This window comes from Brevibacterium oceani, from assembly GCF_017948325.1.
Classification (GTDB): Bacteria; Actinomycetota; Actinomycetes; order Actinomycetales; family Brevibacteriaceae; genus Brevibacterium; species Brevibacterium oceani.
Window position 1 is genome coordinate 2,503,844 of the sequence record NZ_CP072846.1, and the last position, 18,078, is coordinate 2,521,921.

The following is an 18,078-nucleotide window of genomic DNA, read 5'->3' on the forward strand; positions in this document are numbered from 1 at the left end:
CCCCGGTCAGGAGCGCGGACGCTGCTGGAAGATCATACGGAACTTGCCGATCTGCACATCGGCGCCGTTCTGCAGTTCGATGGAATCGATGAGCTGCCGACCGACATAGGTGCCGTTGAGCGATCCGGTGTCACGCAGAGTGAAGCCGCTGGGTGTGCGGATGAACTCGGCATGCTTGCGCGAGACGGTGACGTCGTCGAGGAAGATGTCCGCGTTCGGGCTGCGGCCCACGGTCACCACATCAGTGTCGAGCAGGATCTGCGAGCCCGAGTCCGGACCCGAGACGACGACGAGGAGAGCGTCGGCGTCCTGCAGACCGTCGAGGTCGGGCACCGGGTGGATCTCGCCGGTGTGCGGATCCAGAATTCCCTGGAACTGCTGGCTGCCCGAATCGCTCATCTGATCGTAGTTCCCTTCGGCCGGCCCGCCCTGCGGCTGGCCCGACTGTGGCTGGCCCGACTGTGGCTGATTGGGGTCGGCCTGGCCGTTCTGACCGACGCCGTTCGAACCGTACTGCTGCGGGGCACCGCCCTGCTGTGCGTAGCCGCCGGGCTGGTTTCCCTGCTGGCCGTACTGTCCGGCGCCGTTGGAGCCGTACTGCGGCTGGCTGCCCTGCGGCTGTCCGGACTGCGGCTGGCTGTAGCCCTGCGGCTGGCTATATCCCTGCGGCGGATACTGGCTGCCTTGCGGCTGGCTTCCCTGCTGGCCGTACTGTTGCTGACCCTGGCTGCCCTGACCGTTGCCCGCATAGGGCTGGCTGGCCGGCTGCGAGGCACCGTAGGTCTGGCCTGCCTGCGGCGTGCCGCCGTAGTTCTGACTCGCCTGCGGCGTGCCGCCGTAGCTCTGGCCGCCGCCGTATTGCGGTGCCTGCGGGGCATCGTTGCTCGGCTGACCGTAGGCCTGCGCGTTGCCCTGGCCGTTGTTGCCCTGGCCGTTCTGGTCGACCTGCTGGTTCACACGGGTGGCCGAATCATCGTCGCCGTTGGTGTCGGCGCCGAACGGGAATTTCTTCGACTGCGGCACCTGGCCGTTGTCGTACCAGGGCTGCGAGGGGGCCGGACGATTCTGATCGTGGTTCTGCGACATTACGCCTCCTCGCTCTCAATGAGCTCTTTGTACTGCTCGCTGTCCATCAGCGATTCCAGCTGTTCCGGTTCGCTGAGTTCGACAAGATACATCCACCCGTCTTCGAAGGGCGACGAATTCACTGTTTCCGGGGAGTCGTCGAGCGACTCGTTGACCTCGGTGATGGTCCCAGAGACGGGCGCAATGAGGTCGGACACGCTCTTCGTGCTCTCGACCTCACCACAGGACTCGCCTGCGGTGATCGCATCGCCCACGGCCGGAAGGTCGACATAGACGACATCGCCCAGCTGCTCCTGCGCGAAATGCGTGATGCCCACGCGGACGACAGCGTTGTCATCCGTGGACGCAGCCCACTCATGGTCGCGCGAGTACCGGTAAGACACTGGATAATCCAGATCTGCCATGTCGACTCCTCTAGTTTGTCGGTGTACCAAGCATAGCCGCCTGGGCCACTTTCATAACAATCACGAAACGGAAATGTTACCGAGTCACCGGTCAGGCCCTGCCTGAGACCCGCTTCGTCGGTATCCACCTGGGATGATACCTGCTTTTCTAAGGTCACGGTACGTGGTTTTGGCACTTGGCCCGTCATCGGTATAAGCTGGTTCTCGTTGCCCACGAGGGAGTACGGTAACGGGCTATGGCGCAGCTTGGTAGCGCGCTTCACTGGGGGTGAAGAGGTCGTGGGTTCAAATCCCGCTAGCCCGACATTCCAATGTGTCGCGACATCGTTCCTTCGATGACGCGGCACATTCTTCGTTTTCCCCGCCGGACCTTCCGCACCTGACGAGTCGGACACGAAACCCTGGTTCGCGGATCGCCCGTACACCCTGATTCCCGAAACGGGTCCCCCGAAACTCTGAATCCCAGCTGCCCGAATCAGCACGGCCTCCGTTCCGGTGAGTCGAGTCGGTGAGCGAAGATCACCGTGAGCACTCCGACGAGCGCGAGGATGCTCAGACCCCAGCGCAGACCCACCTCGGCGGCGATGACGCCCACCAGCGGACTGGTGCCGAGGAACCCCACTCGCATCAGCCAGTTCACGAGCGTCACTCCCCCGGCACGCCCTACCCCGGGCAGCCTAGCGGCGGCGCCGAGCGCGCCGGGCACCAGCGTCGCCGAACCGAAGCCGAGCGCTGCCATCGACGCCAACAGCAGAACCGGTTCGTGCGCGAGGACGGCGCCGACCCCACCCAAGGTGATGAGACCGCCGCCGAGGCGGGCGATGCGACCGGCCCCGAACCGTGTCACGAGCACGTCCCCACTGAAGCGGCCGAGGCACTGAGAGCCGATGACGATGCTGAATGCGATCCCCGCCGAGGCGGCCGGCACGTCTGCGAAATCGACGGCGGCCAGCCCCGCCCAGTTGTTCGCGATGTCCTCGACGGCCGACCCGCAGATCGCGATGATCGCCAACGGCAGCGCCGCGAGGAGGACGACCCGCTTCGACCGCCGTGCACCCGAACCGTCAGCGCACTCGGCCGCTGAGCCGTCCGCGGACTCCCCCTCCGTCTGTCCGGAATCCGCATCGGCCACGCGCCGAGGTGACGCTGCGTCACCGATGAGCCGCCGTCCGATCAGTGTGAGGACGACCGCAGCGACCGCCATCGCGGCCAGCCACACGCGCATGTCGGCACCCGAACTCGCGGCAGCCGTGGCGGCCGCACCGCTGAGCAGTCCGCCGAGGCTCCACAGCGCATGCATCGAGGACAGGATGGTTCGGCCGAGCCGAGCCTGCACGGTGATGCCGACGACGTTCTGGGCGACGTCGACGATCGCATCGCAGCAGCCGAGCAGGAGCAGGCAGATCGCCATCATCACGCCGTTGACCGACCATGCGGTCGCGGCGGCCGCCAGGCCGAGCATGACAGTGCCGCCGATGACGACCCGGTCCGCTCCGAAGCGCGCGATGAGCGCCGCCGGCAGTGCCGAGGACAGCAGGGATCCTGCTGCGAAGCAGGCGACGACGAGTCCGAACTGCCAGGAACTCAGCCCGAGACGGTCGACCAGCAGCGGATACCACGGCAGGAGCGCGGCATAGATCGCGCCGTTGCCGGCGAACCAGAGCCCGACACCGGCGGCCGCCCGCGGACCCGTACCGGCGAAGCTCATACCCCGGACGTGGCCTTCGCCGCGCGCAGGTCCCGACCGGCCTGGCCGAGGATGAGCAGGGCGAGCAGCACTCCGATGAGGCTCAGCCACACGCCCTCGGTCATGAAGATGAGCACCATCGCGGCGAGCACCGGCACAAGGCGACGCAGCGACCACCACACGTAGCCGCCGAAGCTGGGCATGGCGACATTCGCCGAATCGGCCACGGACTTGACCATGAAGTTCGGCCCGTTGCCGATATACGTGATCGCTCCTCCCATCACCGCGCCGAGTGAGACGGCGATGAGCAGCGCCTCGGCGACTCCGGCGACTCGCGGCTCGCCGGGGACCTGGGCAGCCATCTCGAAGAACGTGACGTAGGTCGGGGCGTTGTCGAGGACGGAGGAGAGTCCGCCCGTGAAGACGAACAGCGAGATCTCGCCCAGAGGAATCTTATGGGCGACCTGGCCGAGGTAGGCCAGCGCGGGCATCATCGTGAGGAAGATGCCGATGAAGAGCGCCCCGACCTCGAGGATCGGCGTCCACGTGAACTTGTTGAGGTTGAAGCGGGCGCCTCGGTCACCGAAGAGGAACGAGGTCATCGCGGAGGCGAGCATGACGAGTTCGCGCCAGGGCACATATTCGGCGAAGCTCGCGTGACCGGCCTCGATCGCGTGGGCGTCGACGGAGGGGATGAAGGCGACCGCGATGATGATGATCGCGAGGAACACAAGGCCGCTGGCTCCGCGCAGGCCCAGCTTCGTCGCGTATTCGGCGTCCTTCGCCAGCGCCTCGGCCGGTTCCTTCGCGTACATCTTCGAATCGAGCGCATAGAAGGAGACGAGCAGCAGCGCGTTGACGAACAGCCAGTACGGCCACAGCCCGAACGTCCATTCGAAGGGCACCCCGCGCAGCATTCCGAGGAACAGCGGCGGGTCGCCCAGCGGGGTGAGCAGACCGCCGCAGTTGGCGACGATGAAGATCGTGTAGATGACGGTGTGTGTCCGGTGGGTGCGGTCCTGGTTCGTGTTGAGGATCGGGCGGATGAGCAGCATCGCCGCGCCCGTGGTGCCGATGAAGGAGGCGAGCACTCCCCCGACGGCGAGGAAGATCGTGTTGTTCTTCGGCGTGGCCTTGATGTCGCCGACGAGGAAGATTCCGCCCGAGGCGACGAAGAGGCTGCCGATGAGGACGATGAACTGGAAGTATTCGAGGAGCGCATGGGCGACGGTGCCGCCTTCTCCGCCGAGGAGGAACCACACCGCGATGGGAACGCCGAGGAGGAGGGCGACGATGAGTTTGACGAGGTTGCGGTCCCAGATCTTCTCCGTGGCCGGGATCAGCGGGAGCACTGCGATGCACCCGAGCAGAAGCACGAACGGAATGATGCTCCACCAGGCCACGACCATGCGGGCCCTCCTTCACTGACTGTCGACGGGCGCACCCGTCGTGTCGACTCTGACCGAATCCGACTCTACTGGACCGCTGCGACGGTCGACGGAGCGGGCCTGCCGGAGCGAGTCGGCCAGGTGGACGAGACCTTCGCCGAGGCGGGGCTCAGCTGACGGAGATCAGGCCTCGGTGGTCTTCGCGTCCGTCCGGGACTCATCCGCGCGGGCACCGTGAGTGGAGGTCCCGTCCATCAGGGTCCCGTCTATCAGGGTCCCGTTAGTACGGGACCCACCATTGTGGGCAGACCCGGTGTGGGCAGACCCATTGTGGGCGGACCCGGTGTCGTGGCCGAGCGCCGGCTCGGTCTCTGCCCCATCGGCCGCCTCGGCGGAGGCTCTCGGCTTCTTCAACCCGATGACGAGGCCTGCGATGGCGAGAACGAAGCACACGGCGACTCCGATGGTCAGCCCCGGTGCGGCCTGATACCCGGCTGCCAGAGCCTTGAAGCCGATGAGGCCGACGGTCGAGTAGATCGTCGCCCACATCGCGCCGCCGACGGCGAGCGCCGGAATGTACCTGCGGTAGCTCATCCCCGTCGTGCCGGCGGCGAGGTTGAGCACCGTCTGGACTCCGATCATGATGAAGCTCACCGCGATCACGGGAGCTCCAAAGCGTTCGATCATGCTCTCGGCCTTGCGGTACTTCGGTCCCGACATGAGGCGATCGACGCGTTCGATCTTGCGGATGCCTGTGCGCGCCAGGCGTCCGAGCAGAAAGGTTCCGCCGGCACGGGCAAGGATGATGCCGAACAGGATCAGCCAGGTGACAGCGATCGGGAACGACCACTCGAGCGGGTTCATCGTGGGTGTGCACTCCTCTTGTCTGGTACCCGCCCATCATAACCTGCTGAGGTTAGGTTTCCCTCACCGGCGCCGCTGTCTCACCTCAGACGAGTTCTCCTCCGAGGTAGACCGCGTCCACCCGGTTCTCGATGCCGCGGACGTCGGCCGTGCGCAGGTCACCACCCACGACGACGAGGTCGGCAAGACCGCCCTCACCGAGGTGGCCCACCCGATCATCGTCGAGCACGCGAGCGGACACCGAAGTGCCGGCGGCGAGCGCCTCGACCGTTGAGAGCCCCACCTCGGCGAGGAGGCTGATCTCCTCGAGGTTCTCCCCGTGCGGGCCGACTCCGGCATCGGTGCCCAGAGCGATCGGCACGCCTGCCTCGTGGGCGCGGGCGATCGATTCCCGGTGGGCCTCGACCACACGGTGGGCCTTGTCCACGACGGACGGCGGCAGGCCGGCCCCCGCCTCGGCGGCTTTGATGACTGCCTGCGGGGCCTGCAGGGTCGGGACGAGGTAGGTGCCGTGTTCGAGCATGAGGTCGATGGCCTCCTCGTCGAGGAAGATGCCGTGCTCGATCGAACGGACACCGGCGCGCACGGCGTTCTTGATCCCCGGTGCGCCCTGGGCGTGGGACATGACATGGGCGCCTTGGGCGGCCGCCTCGGCGACGATGACGGCGATCTCGCCCTCGGTGAACTGGGAGTGCCGGGGGTCGTCCCGGGGTGAGAGCACACCGCCGGTGGAGCAGATCTTGATGTGGTCGGCGCCTGCCCGCAGCAGCTCGCGGGTCTTCCGCTGGACGCCTTCGAGTCCGTCGGCCACGCCTGAGGGGCGGCCCGGGTGGGGCGAGAGGAACGGGGATTCGGCGCCGGAGACGAGGTGGAAGTCTCCGTGCCCGCCCGTCTGGGACATGATGTTGACCGCGATCGACAGGCGCGGGCCCCGCACGATTCCGGTCTCCACGGCGACCTTGGCTCCGAGGTCGGTGCCTCCGGCGTCGCGCACCGTGGTCACTCCGCCCTTGAGGGTGGCCTCCATATGGGCGACCGAGTTGTAGAACTGCAGCGAGAACGGGTCGTGGAAGTTCGAGGTGGATGCGGCTCCCGAACTCGTCAGGTGCACGTGGCAGTCGATGACGCCGGGGATGATCGTCTTGCCCGTGCAGTCGACGAAGTCGTCCCCGGCGTCGTGCGAGCCCTGACCGTCTTCCGTCACCGAGGCGACCCGGCCGGAGTCGATGACGACGTCGCGGGTGCCGGAGAGGAAGCGGGTGCCGTCGAAGACGGTGGCGTGGGACAGGACGGTGGACATGGGGCGGACTCCTCATCATTGACGATCAGCTGGCGGTCGGTGCCGGTGCGGCATCGGCTCGTCCTTCACATCTATCACGGACGGACACCGATGACGAAAGGCGCGAGATGCGTCCGTGACATCTGTTCATGTTCACGACACCTTCACAGGCTATGGTCACCGGCGATGTCAGTCGGCGGCGCCCGCCGCGGACTGTTCCCGATCGACCCGGAAGACACGTGAGAGACTACGCACCGCAGTTCCCAGCACCCCCTCGACCTCGTGAGGACCGCACCCTCATCGACGTCCTCTTGCAGACCGCCGGCGATCATCCCGATCAGCCCGCCCTCGACGACGGCACCCGCGTGCTCAGCTATCGCGAGCTCGTCATCGCCATCCGCGACCTCGCCCTGCACATGGCCGAGGCCGGCATCGGTCCCGGTGACAAGGTCGGCATCCGTGTTCCCTCGGGCTCGGTCGATCTGTACCTGGCGATCCTCGCCACCCTCATGCTCGGCGCCGCGTACGTTCCCGTCGATGTCGACGATCCCGATGAGCGGGCCCGCACCGTATTCACCGAGGCGGCCGTGACCGGAGTCATCACCGCCGGGTCCCGCATCGAATCCCGGAACGACCGCGGACCGCTGGAGCGCTCCGAACTGCGTTCGCCCACACCCGACGACGACTGCTGGGTGATCTTCACCTCCGGTTCGACCGGCACCCCGAAGGGTGTGGCCGTGACCCATCGCAGCGCCGCGGCCTTCGTCGACGCCGAGGCTGCTCTGTTCTGCCGGCCGGAACCGCTGGGCCCCGGGGACCGGGTGCTCGCGGGCCTGTCCGTGGCCTTCGACGCCAGCTGCGAGGAGATGTGGCTGGCGTGGCGCAGCGGTGCCTGCCTCGTGCCCGCCCCACGCGCCCTCGTGAAGTCCGGAATGGATCTGGGGCCGTGGCTGTCCTCACGGCAGATCACCGTCGTCTCGACCGTGCCGACCCTGGCCGCCCTGTGGCCGGCCGAGAGTCTCGCCAACGTCCGGCTGCTCATCTTCGGCGGCGAGGCCTGTCCCCCGGAGCTTGGCCGGAGGCTGAGCGATGATGACCGTGAGGTGTGGAACACGTACGGGCCCACCGAGGCCACCGTCGTCGCGTGCGCGGCCATGCTCGACGGTTCCGACCCGGTGCGCATCGGGTTGCCGCTGACGGGTTGGGCTCTGGCCGTCGTCGATGTCGATGGTGTTCCCGTGTCCGAAGGCGAGACCGGAGAGCTCATCATCGGCGGGGTCGGGCTGGCCCGCTATCTCGACCCGGCCAAGGATGCCGAGAAGTTCGCTCCCATGCCCACTCTCGGCTGGGAGCGGGCCTACCGGTCCGGAGACCTCGTGGTCAACGACCCCGAGGGGCTGGTCTTCGTCGGCCGTGCCGATGAGCAGATCAAGCTCGGGGGCCGACGCATCGAACTCGGTGAGATCGATGCCGCTCTGCAGGCGCTGCCCGGCGTCGAAGGGGCCGCGGCCGCGGTGAAGACGACTCCGGCGGGCACGGACATCCTCATCGGCTACCTCGCCCTCGGTGGCTCGGGCAGTGCCGGTGATGGTACTGGGCCCGGAGCCGGAGTCAGTATCGGAGCCGACGCCGGCGAATCCGACATCCCCGGTTGGGAGGCTCGGCTGCGCGAGGAGCTTCCAGCCGCTCTCGTGCCCCGGCTCGCCCTCGTCGACGAACTGCCGACGAAGACCTCGGGCAAGGTCGACCGCAACGCACTGCCCTGGCCACTCGACGACGGCGATGAGTCAGCCGGAACCGAAGAGACCTTCGATGAGGACACCGACTGGGTCGCACAGCAGTGGGCCGCCGTCCTCGGTGCCCGGCCCGGCAGCGACACGGACTTCTTCACCGCGGGCGGCGGATCGCTTGCCGCCGCCCAGCTGGTCTCCCGCCTGCGCACCCGCCACCCCAGCGTCACCGTCGGCGACATCTACGCACACCCGCGCTTTACCGCTCTGGCCCGGCTCTGCCTCGGCGAGGAAGGATCGGGGATCGGCCCCACGGGACCCAGACGCACGATCGGACGCACCTCACGGGGGATGCAGATCTTCCAGGTCCTGCTCGGGGTTCCGGTGCACATCCTCGGCGGGGTCCGCTGGGTCGTGCTCGCGATGCTCGCGGCCAACCTCGGCGTCGGTCTGGGTGCGGATCTGCCGTTCACGCCGTGGCCGGTCGTCATCGTCCTCTTCCTTCTCTTCGTCACCGCGTGGGGACGGATGCTCATCGCGGCAGGAGCCGCGCGGCTGCTCATGACCGGCATCCGACCCGGTGACTATCCGCGGTCGGGGTGGGTGCACAAGCGGCTGTGGCTGGCCGAGCACATCGCCGACCTCGCCGCGGCCGTCTCGGTGGCGAGCGCACCCTGGGTGACCTGGTATGCGAAGCTGCTGGGCAATCGGATCGGGGCCGATGCCGACCTGCATTCGGCACCGCCGGTGACCGGTTTCCTCACCCTCGGCGAAGGGGCCGCCGTCGAACCCGAGGTCGACCTCAAGGGCTGGTGGGTCGATGGGGATCTGCTGCGCATCGGCCGCATCGACATCCGCAGCGGCGCCACCGTGGGTGCACGCTCGACGCTCATGCCCGGCGCCGAGGTGGGGACCGGGGCCCTCGTCGAAGCCGGCTCAGCGGTGACCGGGTCGGTGAGGAAGAACCAGATCTATTCGGGTTCCCCGGCCGTGCGGGTCGGGAAGGCGAAGAAGGCGTGGCCAGATCCCCCGCCGAGGCGACGCCTGCCGTTCCTGTTCTATGCCGCCGGCTCCCAGCTCAACGCGGCGCTTCCCTACCTGGCGGTGATTCCGGGGCTCGCACTCATGCTCGGCGTATCGGGTGTTGAGGTCCTCGAGTCGCCGTGGCTGCTCCTGGCGTGGTCGCCGGCGCTGGCGTGCCTGTGGTTCATCATCACGGCGCTGCTCATCCTCGCCTCCGTCCGGATCCTCGCGATCGGGATGGAGGAGGGAGAGTTCCCCGTCCGCTCGGCCCGCGGGTATCGGGTGTGGGCGACTGAGCGGCTGCTCGACCTGGCACGTGACCTGCTCTTCCCGCTCTATGCCTCGATGCTCACCCCGACTTGGCTGCGGCTGCTCGGGGCGAAGGTGGGGCCGGGCACGGAGATCTCGACGGTCGTGTTCGTGCCGAGAATGACGACGATCGCTGCCGGGGCCTTCCTCGCCGATGACACCATGGTCGCCAGCTACGAACTCGGACACGGATGGATGCGGGCCGGTCGTGCGAAGGTCGGCAAACGCGCGTTCCTCGGCAACTCGGGCATCGCCTCGCAGGGTCGGAGGGTGCCGAAGAACGCCTTGGTCGCCGTCCTGTCGGCGGCCCCGGCGAAGGCGAAGAAGGGCTCGTCGTGGCTCGGGTCTCCCCCGGTGCAGCTGCGTCGTGCCGCCGTCGAATCCGATGAGTCGCTGACCTATGCCCCGACCGTCGGAGTGAAGGCGGCCCGCGGGTTCTGGGAGACGCTGCGGATCACCTCGGTGATTGCCGGCGGTGTCCTCATCACGGCGGTCGTGCTCACGATCTGGTTCCTGCTCGGTCTGCCCGGCGGGGTGGCGGCGCAGGCCACGGGATTCGTCGCCTCGGTCGCCCTCGCCCTGCTCACCTCGGGGGTCGTGATGATGGCCGCGGGTGCGGTGGCGGCGGGACTGGCCGTGGCCGCGAAGTGGATCCTCGTCGGTCGCATCTCCGCCGGGGAGCATCCGCTGTGGTCGTCGTTCATCTGGCGCAACGAGGTCGCCGACTGCTTCGTCGAGCTCGTGGCTGCTCCGTGGTTCACCCGCAACGCTGTGGGAACACCCGCGACCGTGTGGTATCTGCGGGCGATGGGGGCGAGGATCGGGCACGGCGTGTGGTGTGAGAGCTACTGGCTGCCGGAGACCGACCTCGTCCGCCTCGGCGACAATTCGACGATCAATCGCGGCTGCGTCGTGCAGACGCACCTCTTCCACGATCGGGTGATGAGCCTCGATGACGTCGAGCTCGAACCCGGCGCCACGCTGGGACCCAACAGCGTCGTCCTGCCCGCTTCGACACTGGGCGAGAACGCGACGGTCGGGGCCACCTCGTTGGTCATGCGCGGAGAATACGTCCCGGCACATGCGTATTTCAGCGGGAATCCTGTCATACCCTGGGTGGATGCCCCAGAACTTCCCACACTCGAGCACGAAGGGCGCGACGATGCTGTCCCACAGCGGTCACACGCTTGATCCCTACACGCCCGGAGTCGGCAGCGCCGATCTGAGCATCGACCACTACGACCTCGATCTCGACTATCGGATCGGGCCGAACCGGCTCTCGGGCAGAGCGGTGCTCACCGGTCGGGTGCTGACCGAGACGAAGTCGATCGTCCTCGACCTCACGGGGCTGCGGGTGAGCAAGGCCAGCGTCAACGGGACGAAGGTCCGGTTCTCGGCCCGGGGGAAGAAGCTGCGGCTGACGACGTCGCAGCTGAGCAAGGACCAGCCTGTGCGCATCGACATCAGCTATGCGGGCAATCCGCAGCCGGCGATCGGCACGTGGGGCGACATCGGGTGGGAGGAGCTCGAGGACGGGGTGCTCGTGGCCGGCCAGCCGGTCGGGGCGTCGACGTGGTTCCCGTGCAATGATCACCCCTCGAACAAGGCGAAGTACCGCATCAGGGTGCTCGTCGAGAGCGAGTACACGGTCGTGTCCAACGGCGCACTGACGGAGAAGGTGCGCAAGGCCGGCCGCACACAGTGGACATATGAGTCGACGACTCCCCTGGCGACGTATCTGGCCACGGTGCAGATCGGCCGGTACCGCAACGGCGCGATTCCCGTGAGTTCGGGGGGTTCGGGGGTCGGAGCCGCGGTGCTCGGTGCCGCGAAGGATGCTGTTGCGGGTTCGGCCAAGGACGCCGTGGCGAGTGCGTTGAAGGGTGCCGGCAAAGATGAGCCGGCCGAGTCTCCGGTCCCGCTCGGACTCTATGCCGACGATCATTGGGATGCGGCGCTGGGCCGGCTCGGCGTGCAGCACGGGATGATGAACCTGTTCATCGACCGTTTCGGACCGTATCCGTTCGATGTCTACGACGTGGTCGTGACCGATGATGAGCTCGAGATCCCCCTCGAGTCGCAGCCGCTGTCCGTGCTCGGTCCCAATCATCTGGGCAACGACTGGGAGGCCGAGCGCCTCGTCGCCCACGAGATGGCTCACCAGTGGTTCGGCAATTCGCTGACCCCGTCGCGGTGGCAGGACATCTGGCTCAATGAAGGCTTCGCCTGCTACGCCGAGTGGCTGTGGTCGGAGGAGTCGGGTCGGGCGACCGCGCACGAACGTGCCGAGGAATGGTGGGAGGATCTGGCCGCTCAGCCGCAGGATATCCTGCTCGGTGATCCGGGCGGACCCGACATGTTCGACGATCGCGTGTACAAGCGCGGGGCGCTGTGCCTGCACGCCCTGCGCCGGGAGATCGGAGATGCCGACTTCTTCGCGAGCCTCGGTGAGTGGACGACGAAGCACCGCCATTCATCGGTGAGCACCGAGGACTTCATCGCCTGCGTCTCCCAGGTGGCCGGACGCGATATCGCCGAGGTGGTCCGTCCCTGGCTCGACGAGCTCGAACTCCCGCCGCTGCCGTAGGGGATTTGCGGGCCGGCTGCACGGGCCCGGTCGGTGGCATCGGACCGGTTCGTGTCGCCGATTCCTGCACTGGTTGCTGGCCAACGAACCGGGCATGGATGTAGGTCTGCAGGCCGATCGCCGACGTGTCGCCGCGGTGGGTTCCCGAGCCGGGGTGTTCAGCTCAGCCGAGGCGGCGGACGAGGACGTCGGAGTCCCCGCTGCGTCCCACGGAGACGAAGCCGTGGTCGGTGTAGAGCTTCGCTGCCCCGTTGCCGTCCGACACGGACAGGCTCACGGCCGGGAAGCCGCTCATTCGCGCGAGCGCACACACGGTGTCGACGAGCGCCCCGCCGATCCCCTGGCCCTGATGATCAGGCAGCACCGCGATCGAGAGTTCGGGGATGTCCGCGGCGACCCAGCCGTAGCCGGTGAACGGCGCACCGTCTTCAGACGTGGCCAGGTTCGCGGTCGACGACAGGTTCGCGGTCGATTCGTGATCGTCGGACTGGTCATCGCGCTTGTTCCCGTCGGCTAGCTCCCAGCCACCGGATTCCCGGTCGGGAACGACCTCGCTGCGGACCACCTCGGCGCCGATCTTGCCCAATGCTGCGGCGAAGTCGCCGCCGACACGATCATCGGCCTTGCCCACGACGTCGGCGATGTCGGCCAGCCGCACCCACGCCAGCCCGACGATCGGCGATTCGGGATCGGCCTCAGCATGGGCGGCCACCGCGATGTCGCCGTCCCGCCCCCAGTCGCGATAGTAGAAGGCGGCATCACTGCGGTTGCGGAGCTCGTCGATCTCGATGCGCGGTCTGTCCATCGACCAGTTGAAGCACAGGTCGAGGAACGGCAGAAAGATCTCGTCATCGGTCCCGGCCGGCAGAGGACGGATCCGCCCGCGCAGGGAGGACACGGAATCCGCGGCCCCGGCCCCAGCCTCGGCGCGGGAGTCATCAGCCTCGGACGCTTCAGGTGCACCGTGATTCGGCTCAGCGTTCATGAGATTCCTTTCTCGACGGCGCGATCGATCCACGCCCGGTTGCGGACTCGCCAGCCCAGGGTCAGCGCTCGGAATCCGACGAATCCGATGCAGAAACCGGCCCAGAGCCCCGGTGCTCCCGGCCAGATCGAGACGATCGGGATGAGCAGGATCGCGTACCCGACCACAGCGACCAATTGTGCCAGAGCGAGGTAGCGGGCGTCCTCGGCTCCCATCAGGACCCCGTCGAGGACGAAGACGTAGCCGGCGATCGGCATGCTCAGCGCGAGCACCGGCAGGAGTGTGCTGAGCGCATCGATGACCGCGGGCTCGGAGGCGAAGGCACGCGGGATGGTTCCGGACCCGGCGAACAGGACGATGCCGACGACGATGCCGAAGACGATCCCCCACAGGCACAGACGTCGGTTGATCGCGGCCACGGCGTCGATGTTCCGCGCGCCCAGTTCGAGTCCGATCATCGCCTGACCTGCGATGGCCAGGGAATCCAAGGCGAGAGCGAGCGCAAAGAACAGGCTCTGTGCGACCTGGATCGCGGCGAGATCGGTCGTGCCCAGTGAGGTCGCGATGAACACGAGGATGATGAGCGCCGCACGCAGTGAGGCGTTGCGCACGAGCAGCCACCCCGAGGTCTTCGCCGAGGTGAAGACGCCCGACCAGTCGGGACGGACACTGGCATGCAGTCTCTTTGCGGCACGCACGGAGATGGTGAGGTAGACCGCGCACATGCCGGCCTGGGCGATCACGGTTCCCATCGCGGATCCGGCCACGCCCATGTCGAGTCCGTAGATGAAGATCGCGTTGAGTCCGATATTCGCCACACATCCGACGGCGGCGACGATCAGCGGCGTCTTCGTATCCTGGAGGCCGCGCAGCAGCCCGGTGGCGGCGATGACCATGAGCATGAACGGCAGCCCCCACCACGAGATGGCCAGGTAGGCGTGTGCACCCTCGGTGATCCCCGGCCCCGGGTCGAAGGCCGCGATCGCAGTGTTGAGCAGGGGCAGGCCGATGATGATGAGCAGCACCGAGGTGCCCAGCGCGAGCCAGATCCCGTCGAATCCGGCCGTGATCGCACCCGCCCGGTCGCCGGATCCGATGCGTTTCGCAACTCGTGGGGTCGTGGCGTAGGCGAGGAAGATCATCAGCCCCAGTACCGTCTGCAGGATCGTCGATGCGATCGCGAGCGATCCCAGGGCATGCGCGCCGAGGTGGCCGACCATGGCCGTGTCGGTGAGCAGGAAAACGGGTTCGGCGATCAGTGCTCCGAGGGCCGGAAGTGCCAAACGGAGAATGTCTTTGTCGATCGCTGCCACACCCCGATTCTAACGAACGGGGCGGACACGACTTCCGGCGTGCTCGGCGACGTGCCCGACGGCGCACCTGGTGACGTGCCCGGTGACGTGCCCGGCACGTGCTCAGTGGGGCGGGTGGTGGGGAGGGCGGTGGAGTCAGCAGCGGGTGAATGGTGGGGTGCACGGTGAATTGGTGGTGAAGCGCGCGCCGATCTCGTGTCAGTGGCGATCGATACGGTTGAGGAACAAATCGATCATGGACAGGCGGAAAGTTCGTAGAAGAGATTTGATCGTCCGGATTTTATCTGCTGTTCTATTTGTAATCGTATTGTGATGTTAATTGCGATACAGCGCTCCTATCATTGAGATAGGCACCGATCCAGATGGCCGACTTCCACACCGACGTGGAGAGGGGGAAGTACCGATGAAGAACATCGGCGACAGCAGCAGCTCGGCATCGAACCTGCCGTCTGCTCCCCCGGCCGACGCGGACTTCGCGACGCTGTCCGAGCACCGTCGCGCACACGGTCGCCGGCTCGAAGTCGCCGAAGACTATGAACTCGTCGACCTGCTCCATGCCTACGCAGAGAGCAGCATCGCCCAGGTCAACTCGCTCGTCGCCACCAGCAAGGTCGTCGTCCAGGATGTCGCCTACGTCCTCGGGCTCACCGGCGCGCAGCTCGACGACGTCTACGAGTTCGCGTCGTTCACCGAGACCGTTGCCCGCCACCGGGAGACCGGAAACGATGCGTCCGCCGACGCGAAGGAACCCGATGAGGCCGGCAGCAGCGAAGCGGACGGCGCAGGTTCCAGCGGTGTCGCAGGCACCGACGGTCTGGCAGCGGCTGAACGCGCCGATTCGACCGCCGGGTCTGACGACGCGTCCGCCACAGAAGCGACCTCCGACCGTTTCCCGCCCACGTCGGTCGCGGCCCTCACTGCTGCTGAGGCAGCGGCATGGGCAGAAGCCAAGACGCAGGTCGAGGCCGAGACCGGCACGACGTTCGCCAAAGGCAAGGGTCAGAAGAAGAACCGTGCAGCGGGCCGCCTCCTTCGTCGCGCCGCCGAGCGGGCCGAAGAGATCCTCTCCAATCCGGCTCCCCTGCCCGATTTCCCAGGTTACGACCCGACTCAGACGTTCTTCACCTGGCTGCGCGGCAACCTCGAACCGACCGAGGCCGGAGTGTATTCGAGCCTGCTCGGAGCCACGACGAGCAATGCCCTGCGGCACATGACCGCGTCGATGACGCTCGCTCACGGACTGCCGAAGTTCCTGCGTCGCTGTCTCGACGGTGACTTCACCATCGAGCACGTCGACTGCGTGACGCGTGCCTGCCGTGACCTCCACTTCGAGAACCTGCCGACCATCGATAGGTTCCTCGCTCAGAGGCGCGCAGACATCACGATCGAGACCTTCAAGCGCTCGCTCGCGCTCAAGATCGCCGCGACCCAGGCTCCCGAAGATACGCTCAAGAACGTTGCTCTGCGTCGTCGGGTCGACCTCACCACCGGCGACGACGGCACTGCATACCTCACCCTGACCGGTCCCGCACCGGAGCTGCAGGCATGCTTCCGCAGGCTCGATGCGTTCGCTCGGGCCGTGTACAAGAGCAACACCAGCGCGTTCTCCGATCAGCTCAAGGCCGGGGACTGCTTCGACGAGGACCAGTCCATCTCGGCACTGATGTTCGACATCCTCACTCGTACGAGGCCGCAGATGAAGCTGCGCATCATCAGCACCAATGATGCCGACGGCGCGTCGACGAGCACCGACTTCCCGCTCGACGGGCTCTTCGCGGGACCAGACGGAGTGCCCATGCACGAAGGCGAGTCACTGCTCGACTACATTGAACGTGTCTTCGACGACCTGCACGAGACCGGGTACGCCGAGGCTTCAGGGGAGAAGTCTGTCTCGAATGAGACTGAAGCTGGAGCTGAGGCCTTGGTTGACCCTGAGCCTGACACTGCGCCTGAGGCTGAGGCTGAGGCTGAGGCCGAGGCCGAGGCCGAGGCCGAAGTCGCCGCCGCGACCGGCTCACCAGCGGCTTCCGCAGGAACGACGACTCCTGCCGACCGCACCTTCGAGTCACAGATCCTCGAAGCAATCCTCAGCAGCAACACGAGCCACGAGGCCACCGGCCACCCGACAAACGCCGACGCCAGGAACGCGACGACCGCCACCGACTGCGGAGGCCAGCACAGCGTCAATCGCACCGACATCAGCGACGCACTCCCGTCGTTGATCGGATCGCGTGCGAGCGGGGCTCGCCCTGCTGCCGAGGGAACCGACGCGGCCGCTGACGGCGCAGTCGATGCTTTCGGAAATACCATCCGCAGCGAGGGCGGTCACCGAATCAGCTTCGAGTTCCTCCTCGACATGCCCACCAGCGAGTACTGGTTGGCGAACCAAGCGAGCACGTTCATCACCGTGCCTATGCTCACCCTGCTCAGCCAGTTCACGAACCGTGTGGATGGCGAGGGGGACCAGGCAGCTGCACAGGCGGGCGAAGCGGAAGACCGTCCGACAGCGCCCGCGTTCGCGGACACCACAGACTCACCGCCCCGGCACGGCGGTCCACCGACGCCCACAGAATCACCAACGACCACCACACCAACACCACCGGCCACAACACTGGCTCCAAACACAGACGCAGCGACGCCAGCGGCGAAACAGCTGTCGTCAGAAGAAGTGTGCGATCTAGCCGGCATGCTTCCAGACGGTTCACCGATCCCGGCCGACATGGCGCGCAGGGTCGCGGGCTACTCCACCACGTGGACGCGCCTGCTCACCGACCCTGCGACCGGGACGCCGATCGACGCCAAGGCAAAGACGTACGCCATTCCCAACAACGTGCGCAAAACGCTCGTCGCACAGTACGTGACCTGCACGTTCCCCGGCTGCACCCTGCCCGCCGAAACCTCGGAAGTCGACCACATCGACCCGTTCGACCACGCCGACCCGAGCCGGGGAGGACTGACTCGTTTCGGCAACCTCCATTGTCTGTGCAAGCTGCACCACAGCCTCAAGACCGCGAAGAAGTTCGACGTCCGGATGACTGAGCCCGGTCACCTCGAGTACGTGTTCCGTCGTGGAGTCACCGTCGAAGTCATTGCTCCGGACAACCCGCTCAACGTCGAGCACACGCGCCTGTTCCTCGAGCGTTTCGGCAGTGCCCTGCCACGGGCAAACCGCCCAGTCGCGTCAGAGCTCCCGACGGACGACACGCCGTCGGCCGAAGAGACCCCTGCCCGCGACCAGCGGCGGCAGGCACGGGAGTGTCCCGAACCTGCCGCCGCGGAGGGACAACCGGGATGGCGCGAGGCTCCCTCCGACCCATTCGCGGCCTACGTCGACGCGTCCGACTCGCACACGGACTCTACCGAACTCCGCGACTGGTTCTGGGACTCCGGCGAGCCCCCGCCGTTCTGAACCGAGCGCGGGGA

11 protein-coding genes and 1 tRNA gene are annotated in these 18,078 nt (G+C 67.0%); 4 read left to right on the forward strand and 8 right to left on the reverse strand.

The window, feature by feature from the left end; all coding sequences use genetic code 11:
• Window positions 1–6 precede the first annotated feature (6 nt).
• Window positions 7–1,086, reverse strand: coding sequence for an FHA domain-containing protein (locus J9314_RS11115; RefSeq protein ID WP_210602468.1), 1,080 nt, complete (start codon window positions 1,084–1,086; stop codon window positions 7–9).
• The gene (gene gcvH, locus J9314_RS11120) at window positions 1,086–1,490 is read right to left on the reverse strand and encodes a glycine cleavage system protein GcvH (RefSeq protein WP_210602469.1); all 405 of its coding nucleotides are present in this window, start codon (window positions 1,488–1,490) and stop codon (window positions 1,086–1,088) included. The genes J9314_RS11115 and gcvH overlap by 1 nt, the downstream gene beginning before the upstream one ends.
• A 230-nt stretch (window positions 1,491–1,720) precedes the next feature.
• Between gcvH and J9314_RS11125 the strand changes: the two genes are divergently transcribed.
• Window positions 1,721–1,794 (forward strand) — tRNA-Pro (locus J9314_RS11125).
• A gap of 171 nt (window positions 1,795–1,965) precedes the next feature.
• On the opposite strand, the gene J9314_RS11130 is transcribed toward J9314_RS11125, so the two are convergent.
• The 4 genes from J9314_RS11130 to J9314_RS11150 all read right to left on the reverse strand — a co-directional run bounded on the left by J9314_RS11130 (window position 1,966) and on the right by J9314_RS11150 (window position 6,729).
• Entirely contained in the window at window positions 1,966–3,198 is a 1,233-nt protein-coding gene (locus tag J9314_RS11130; RefSeq protein ID WP_210602470.1) for an MFS transporter, read from the reverse strand.
• Window positions 3,195–4,586, reverse strand: a complete 1,392-nt coding sequence (locus tag J9314_RS11135) for a sodium:proton antiporter (protein ID WP_210602472.1) — start codon at window positions 4,584–4,586, stop codon at window positions 3,195–3,197. The genes J9314_RS11130 and J9314_RS11135 overlap by 4 nt, the downstream gene beginning before the upstream one ends.
• 162 nt (window positions 4,587–4,748) lie before the next feature.
• Window positions 4,749–5,429 (reverse strand): DedA family protein, encoded by a 681-nt coding sequence (locus J9314_RS11145; RefSeq protein ID WP_246490344.1) that lies wholly within the window; start codon window positions 5,427–5,429, stop codon window positions 4,749–4,751.
• Window positions 5,430–5,514: 85 nt separating this feature from the next.
• Complete coding sequence (locus tag J9314_RS11150; RefSeq protein WP_210602473.1) at window positions 5,515–6,729, reverse strand: metal-dependent hydrolase family protein; 1,215 nt, start codon at window positions 6,727–6,729, stop codon at window positions 5,515–5,517.
• Between the two features lie 218 nt (window positions 6,730–6,947).
• On the opposite strand from J9314_RS11150, the gene J9314_RS11155 reads away from it, so the two are divergent.
• Window positions 6,948–10,961, forward strand: a complete 4,014-nt coding sequence (locus J9314_RS11155) for a Pls/PosA family non-ribosomal peptide synthetase (RefSeq protein ID WP_210602474.1) — start codon at window positions 6,948–6,950, stop codon at window positions 10,959–10,961.
• Window positions 10,891–12,357 carry a M1 family metallopeptidase gene (locus tag J9314_RS19175; protein ID WP_246490345.1) on the forward strand — a complete coding sequence of 489 codons (1,467 nt, stop codon included), beginning with the start codon at window positions 10,891–10,893 and terminating at the stop codon, window positions 12,355–12,357. Before J9314_RS11155 ends, J9314_RS19175 begins: the two co-directional genes overlap by 71 nt.
• A 163-nt stretch (window positions 12,358–12,520) precedes the next feature.
• On the opposite strand, the gene J9314_RS11170 is transcribed toward J9314_RS19175, so the two are convergent.
• The gene (locus J9314_RS11170) at window positions 12,521–13,342 is read right to left on the reverse strand and encodes a GNAT family N-acetyltransferase (protein ID WP_210602476.1); all 822 of its coding nucleotides are present in this window, start codon (window positions 13,340–13,342) and stop codon (window positions 12,521–12,523) included.
• Window positions 13,339–14,655, reverse strand: coding sequence for an MATE family efflux transporter (locus tag J9314_RS11175; RefSeq protein WP_210602477.1), 1,317 nt, complete (start codon window positions 14,653–14,655; stop codon window positions 13,339–13,341). The genes J9314_RS11170 and J9314_RS11175 overlap by 4 nt, the downstream gene beginning before the upstream one ends.
• Before the next feature lie 403 nt (window positions 14,656–15,058).
• On the opposite strand from J9314_RS11175, the gene J9314_RS11180 reads away from it, so the two are divergent.
• The gene (locus J9314_RS11180; protein WP_210602478.1) at window positions 15,059–18,064 is read left to right on the forward strand and encodes an HNH endonuclease signature motif containing protein; all 3,006 of its coding nucleotides are present in this window, start codon (window positions 15,059–15,061) and stop codon (window positions 18,062–18,064) included.
• Window positions 18,065–18,078 lie beyond the last annotated feature (14 nt).

Bases quoted from the DNA above. Each gene is read 5' to 3' on its own strand.
- J9314_RS11115 (WP_210602468.1), bottom strand. From the start codon at position 1,086: ATGTCGCAGAACCACGATCAGAATCGTCCGGCCCCCTCGCAGCCCTGG.
- gcvH (WP_210602469.1), bottom strand. From the start codon at position 1,490: ATGGCAGATCTGGATTATCCAGTGTCTTACCGGTACTCGCGCGACCAT.
- J9314_RS11130 (WP_210602470.1), bottom strand. From the start codon at position 3,198: ATGAGCTTCGCCGGTACGGGTCCGCGGGCGGCCGCCGGTGTCGGGCTC.
- J9314_RS11135 (WP_210602472.1), bottom strand. From the start codon at position 4,586: ATGGTCGTGGCCTGGTGGAGCATCATTCCGTTCGTGCTTCTGCTCGGG.
- J9314_RS11145 (WP_246490344.1), bottom strand. From the start codon at position 5,429: ATGAACCCGCTCGAGTGGTCGTTCCCGATCGCTGTCACCTGGCTGATC.
- J9314_RS11150 (WP_210602473.1), bottom strand. From the start codon at position 6,729: ATGTCCACCGTCCTGTCCCACGCCACCGTCTTCGACGGCACCCGCTTC.
- J9314_RS19175 (WP_246490345.1), top strand. From the start codon at position 10,891: ATGCCCCAGAACTTCCCACACTCGAGCACGAAGGGCGCGACGATGCTG.
- J9314_RS11170 (WP_210602476.1), bottom strand. From the start codon at position 13,342: ATGAACGCTGAGCCGAATCACGGTGCACCTGAAGCGTCCGAGGCTGAT.
- J9314_RS11180 (WP_210602478.1), top strand. From the start codon at position 15,059: ATGAAGAACATCGGCGACAGCAGCAGCTCGGCATCGAACCTGCCGTCT.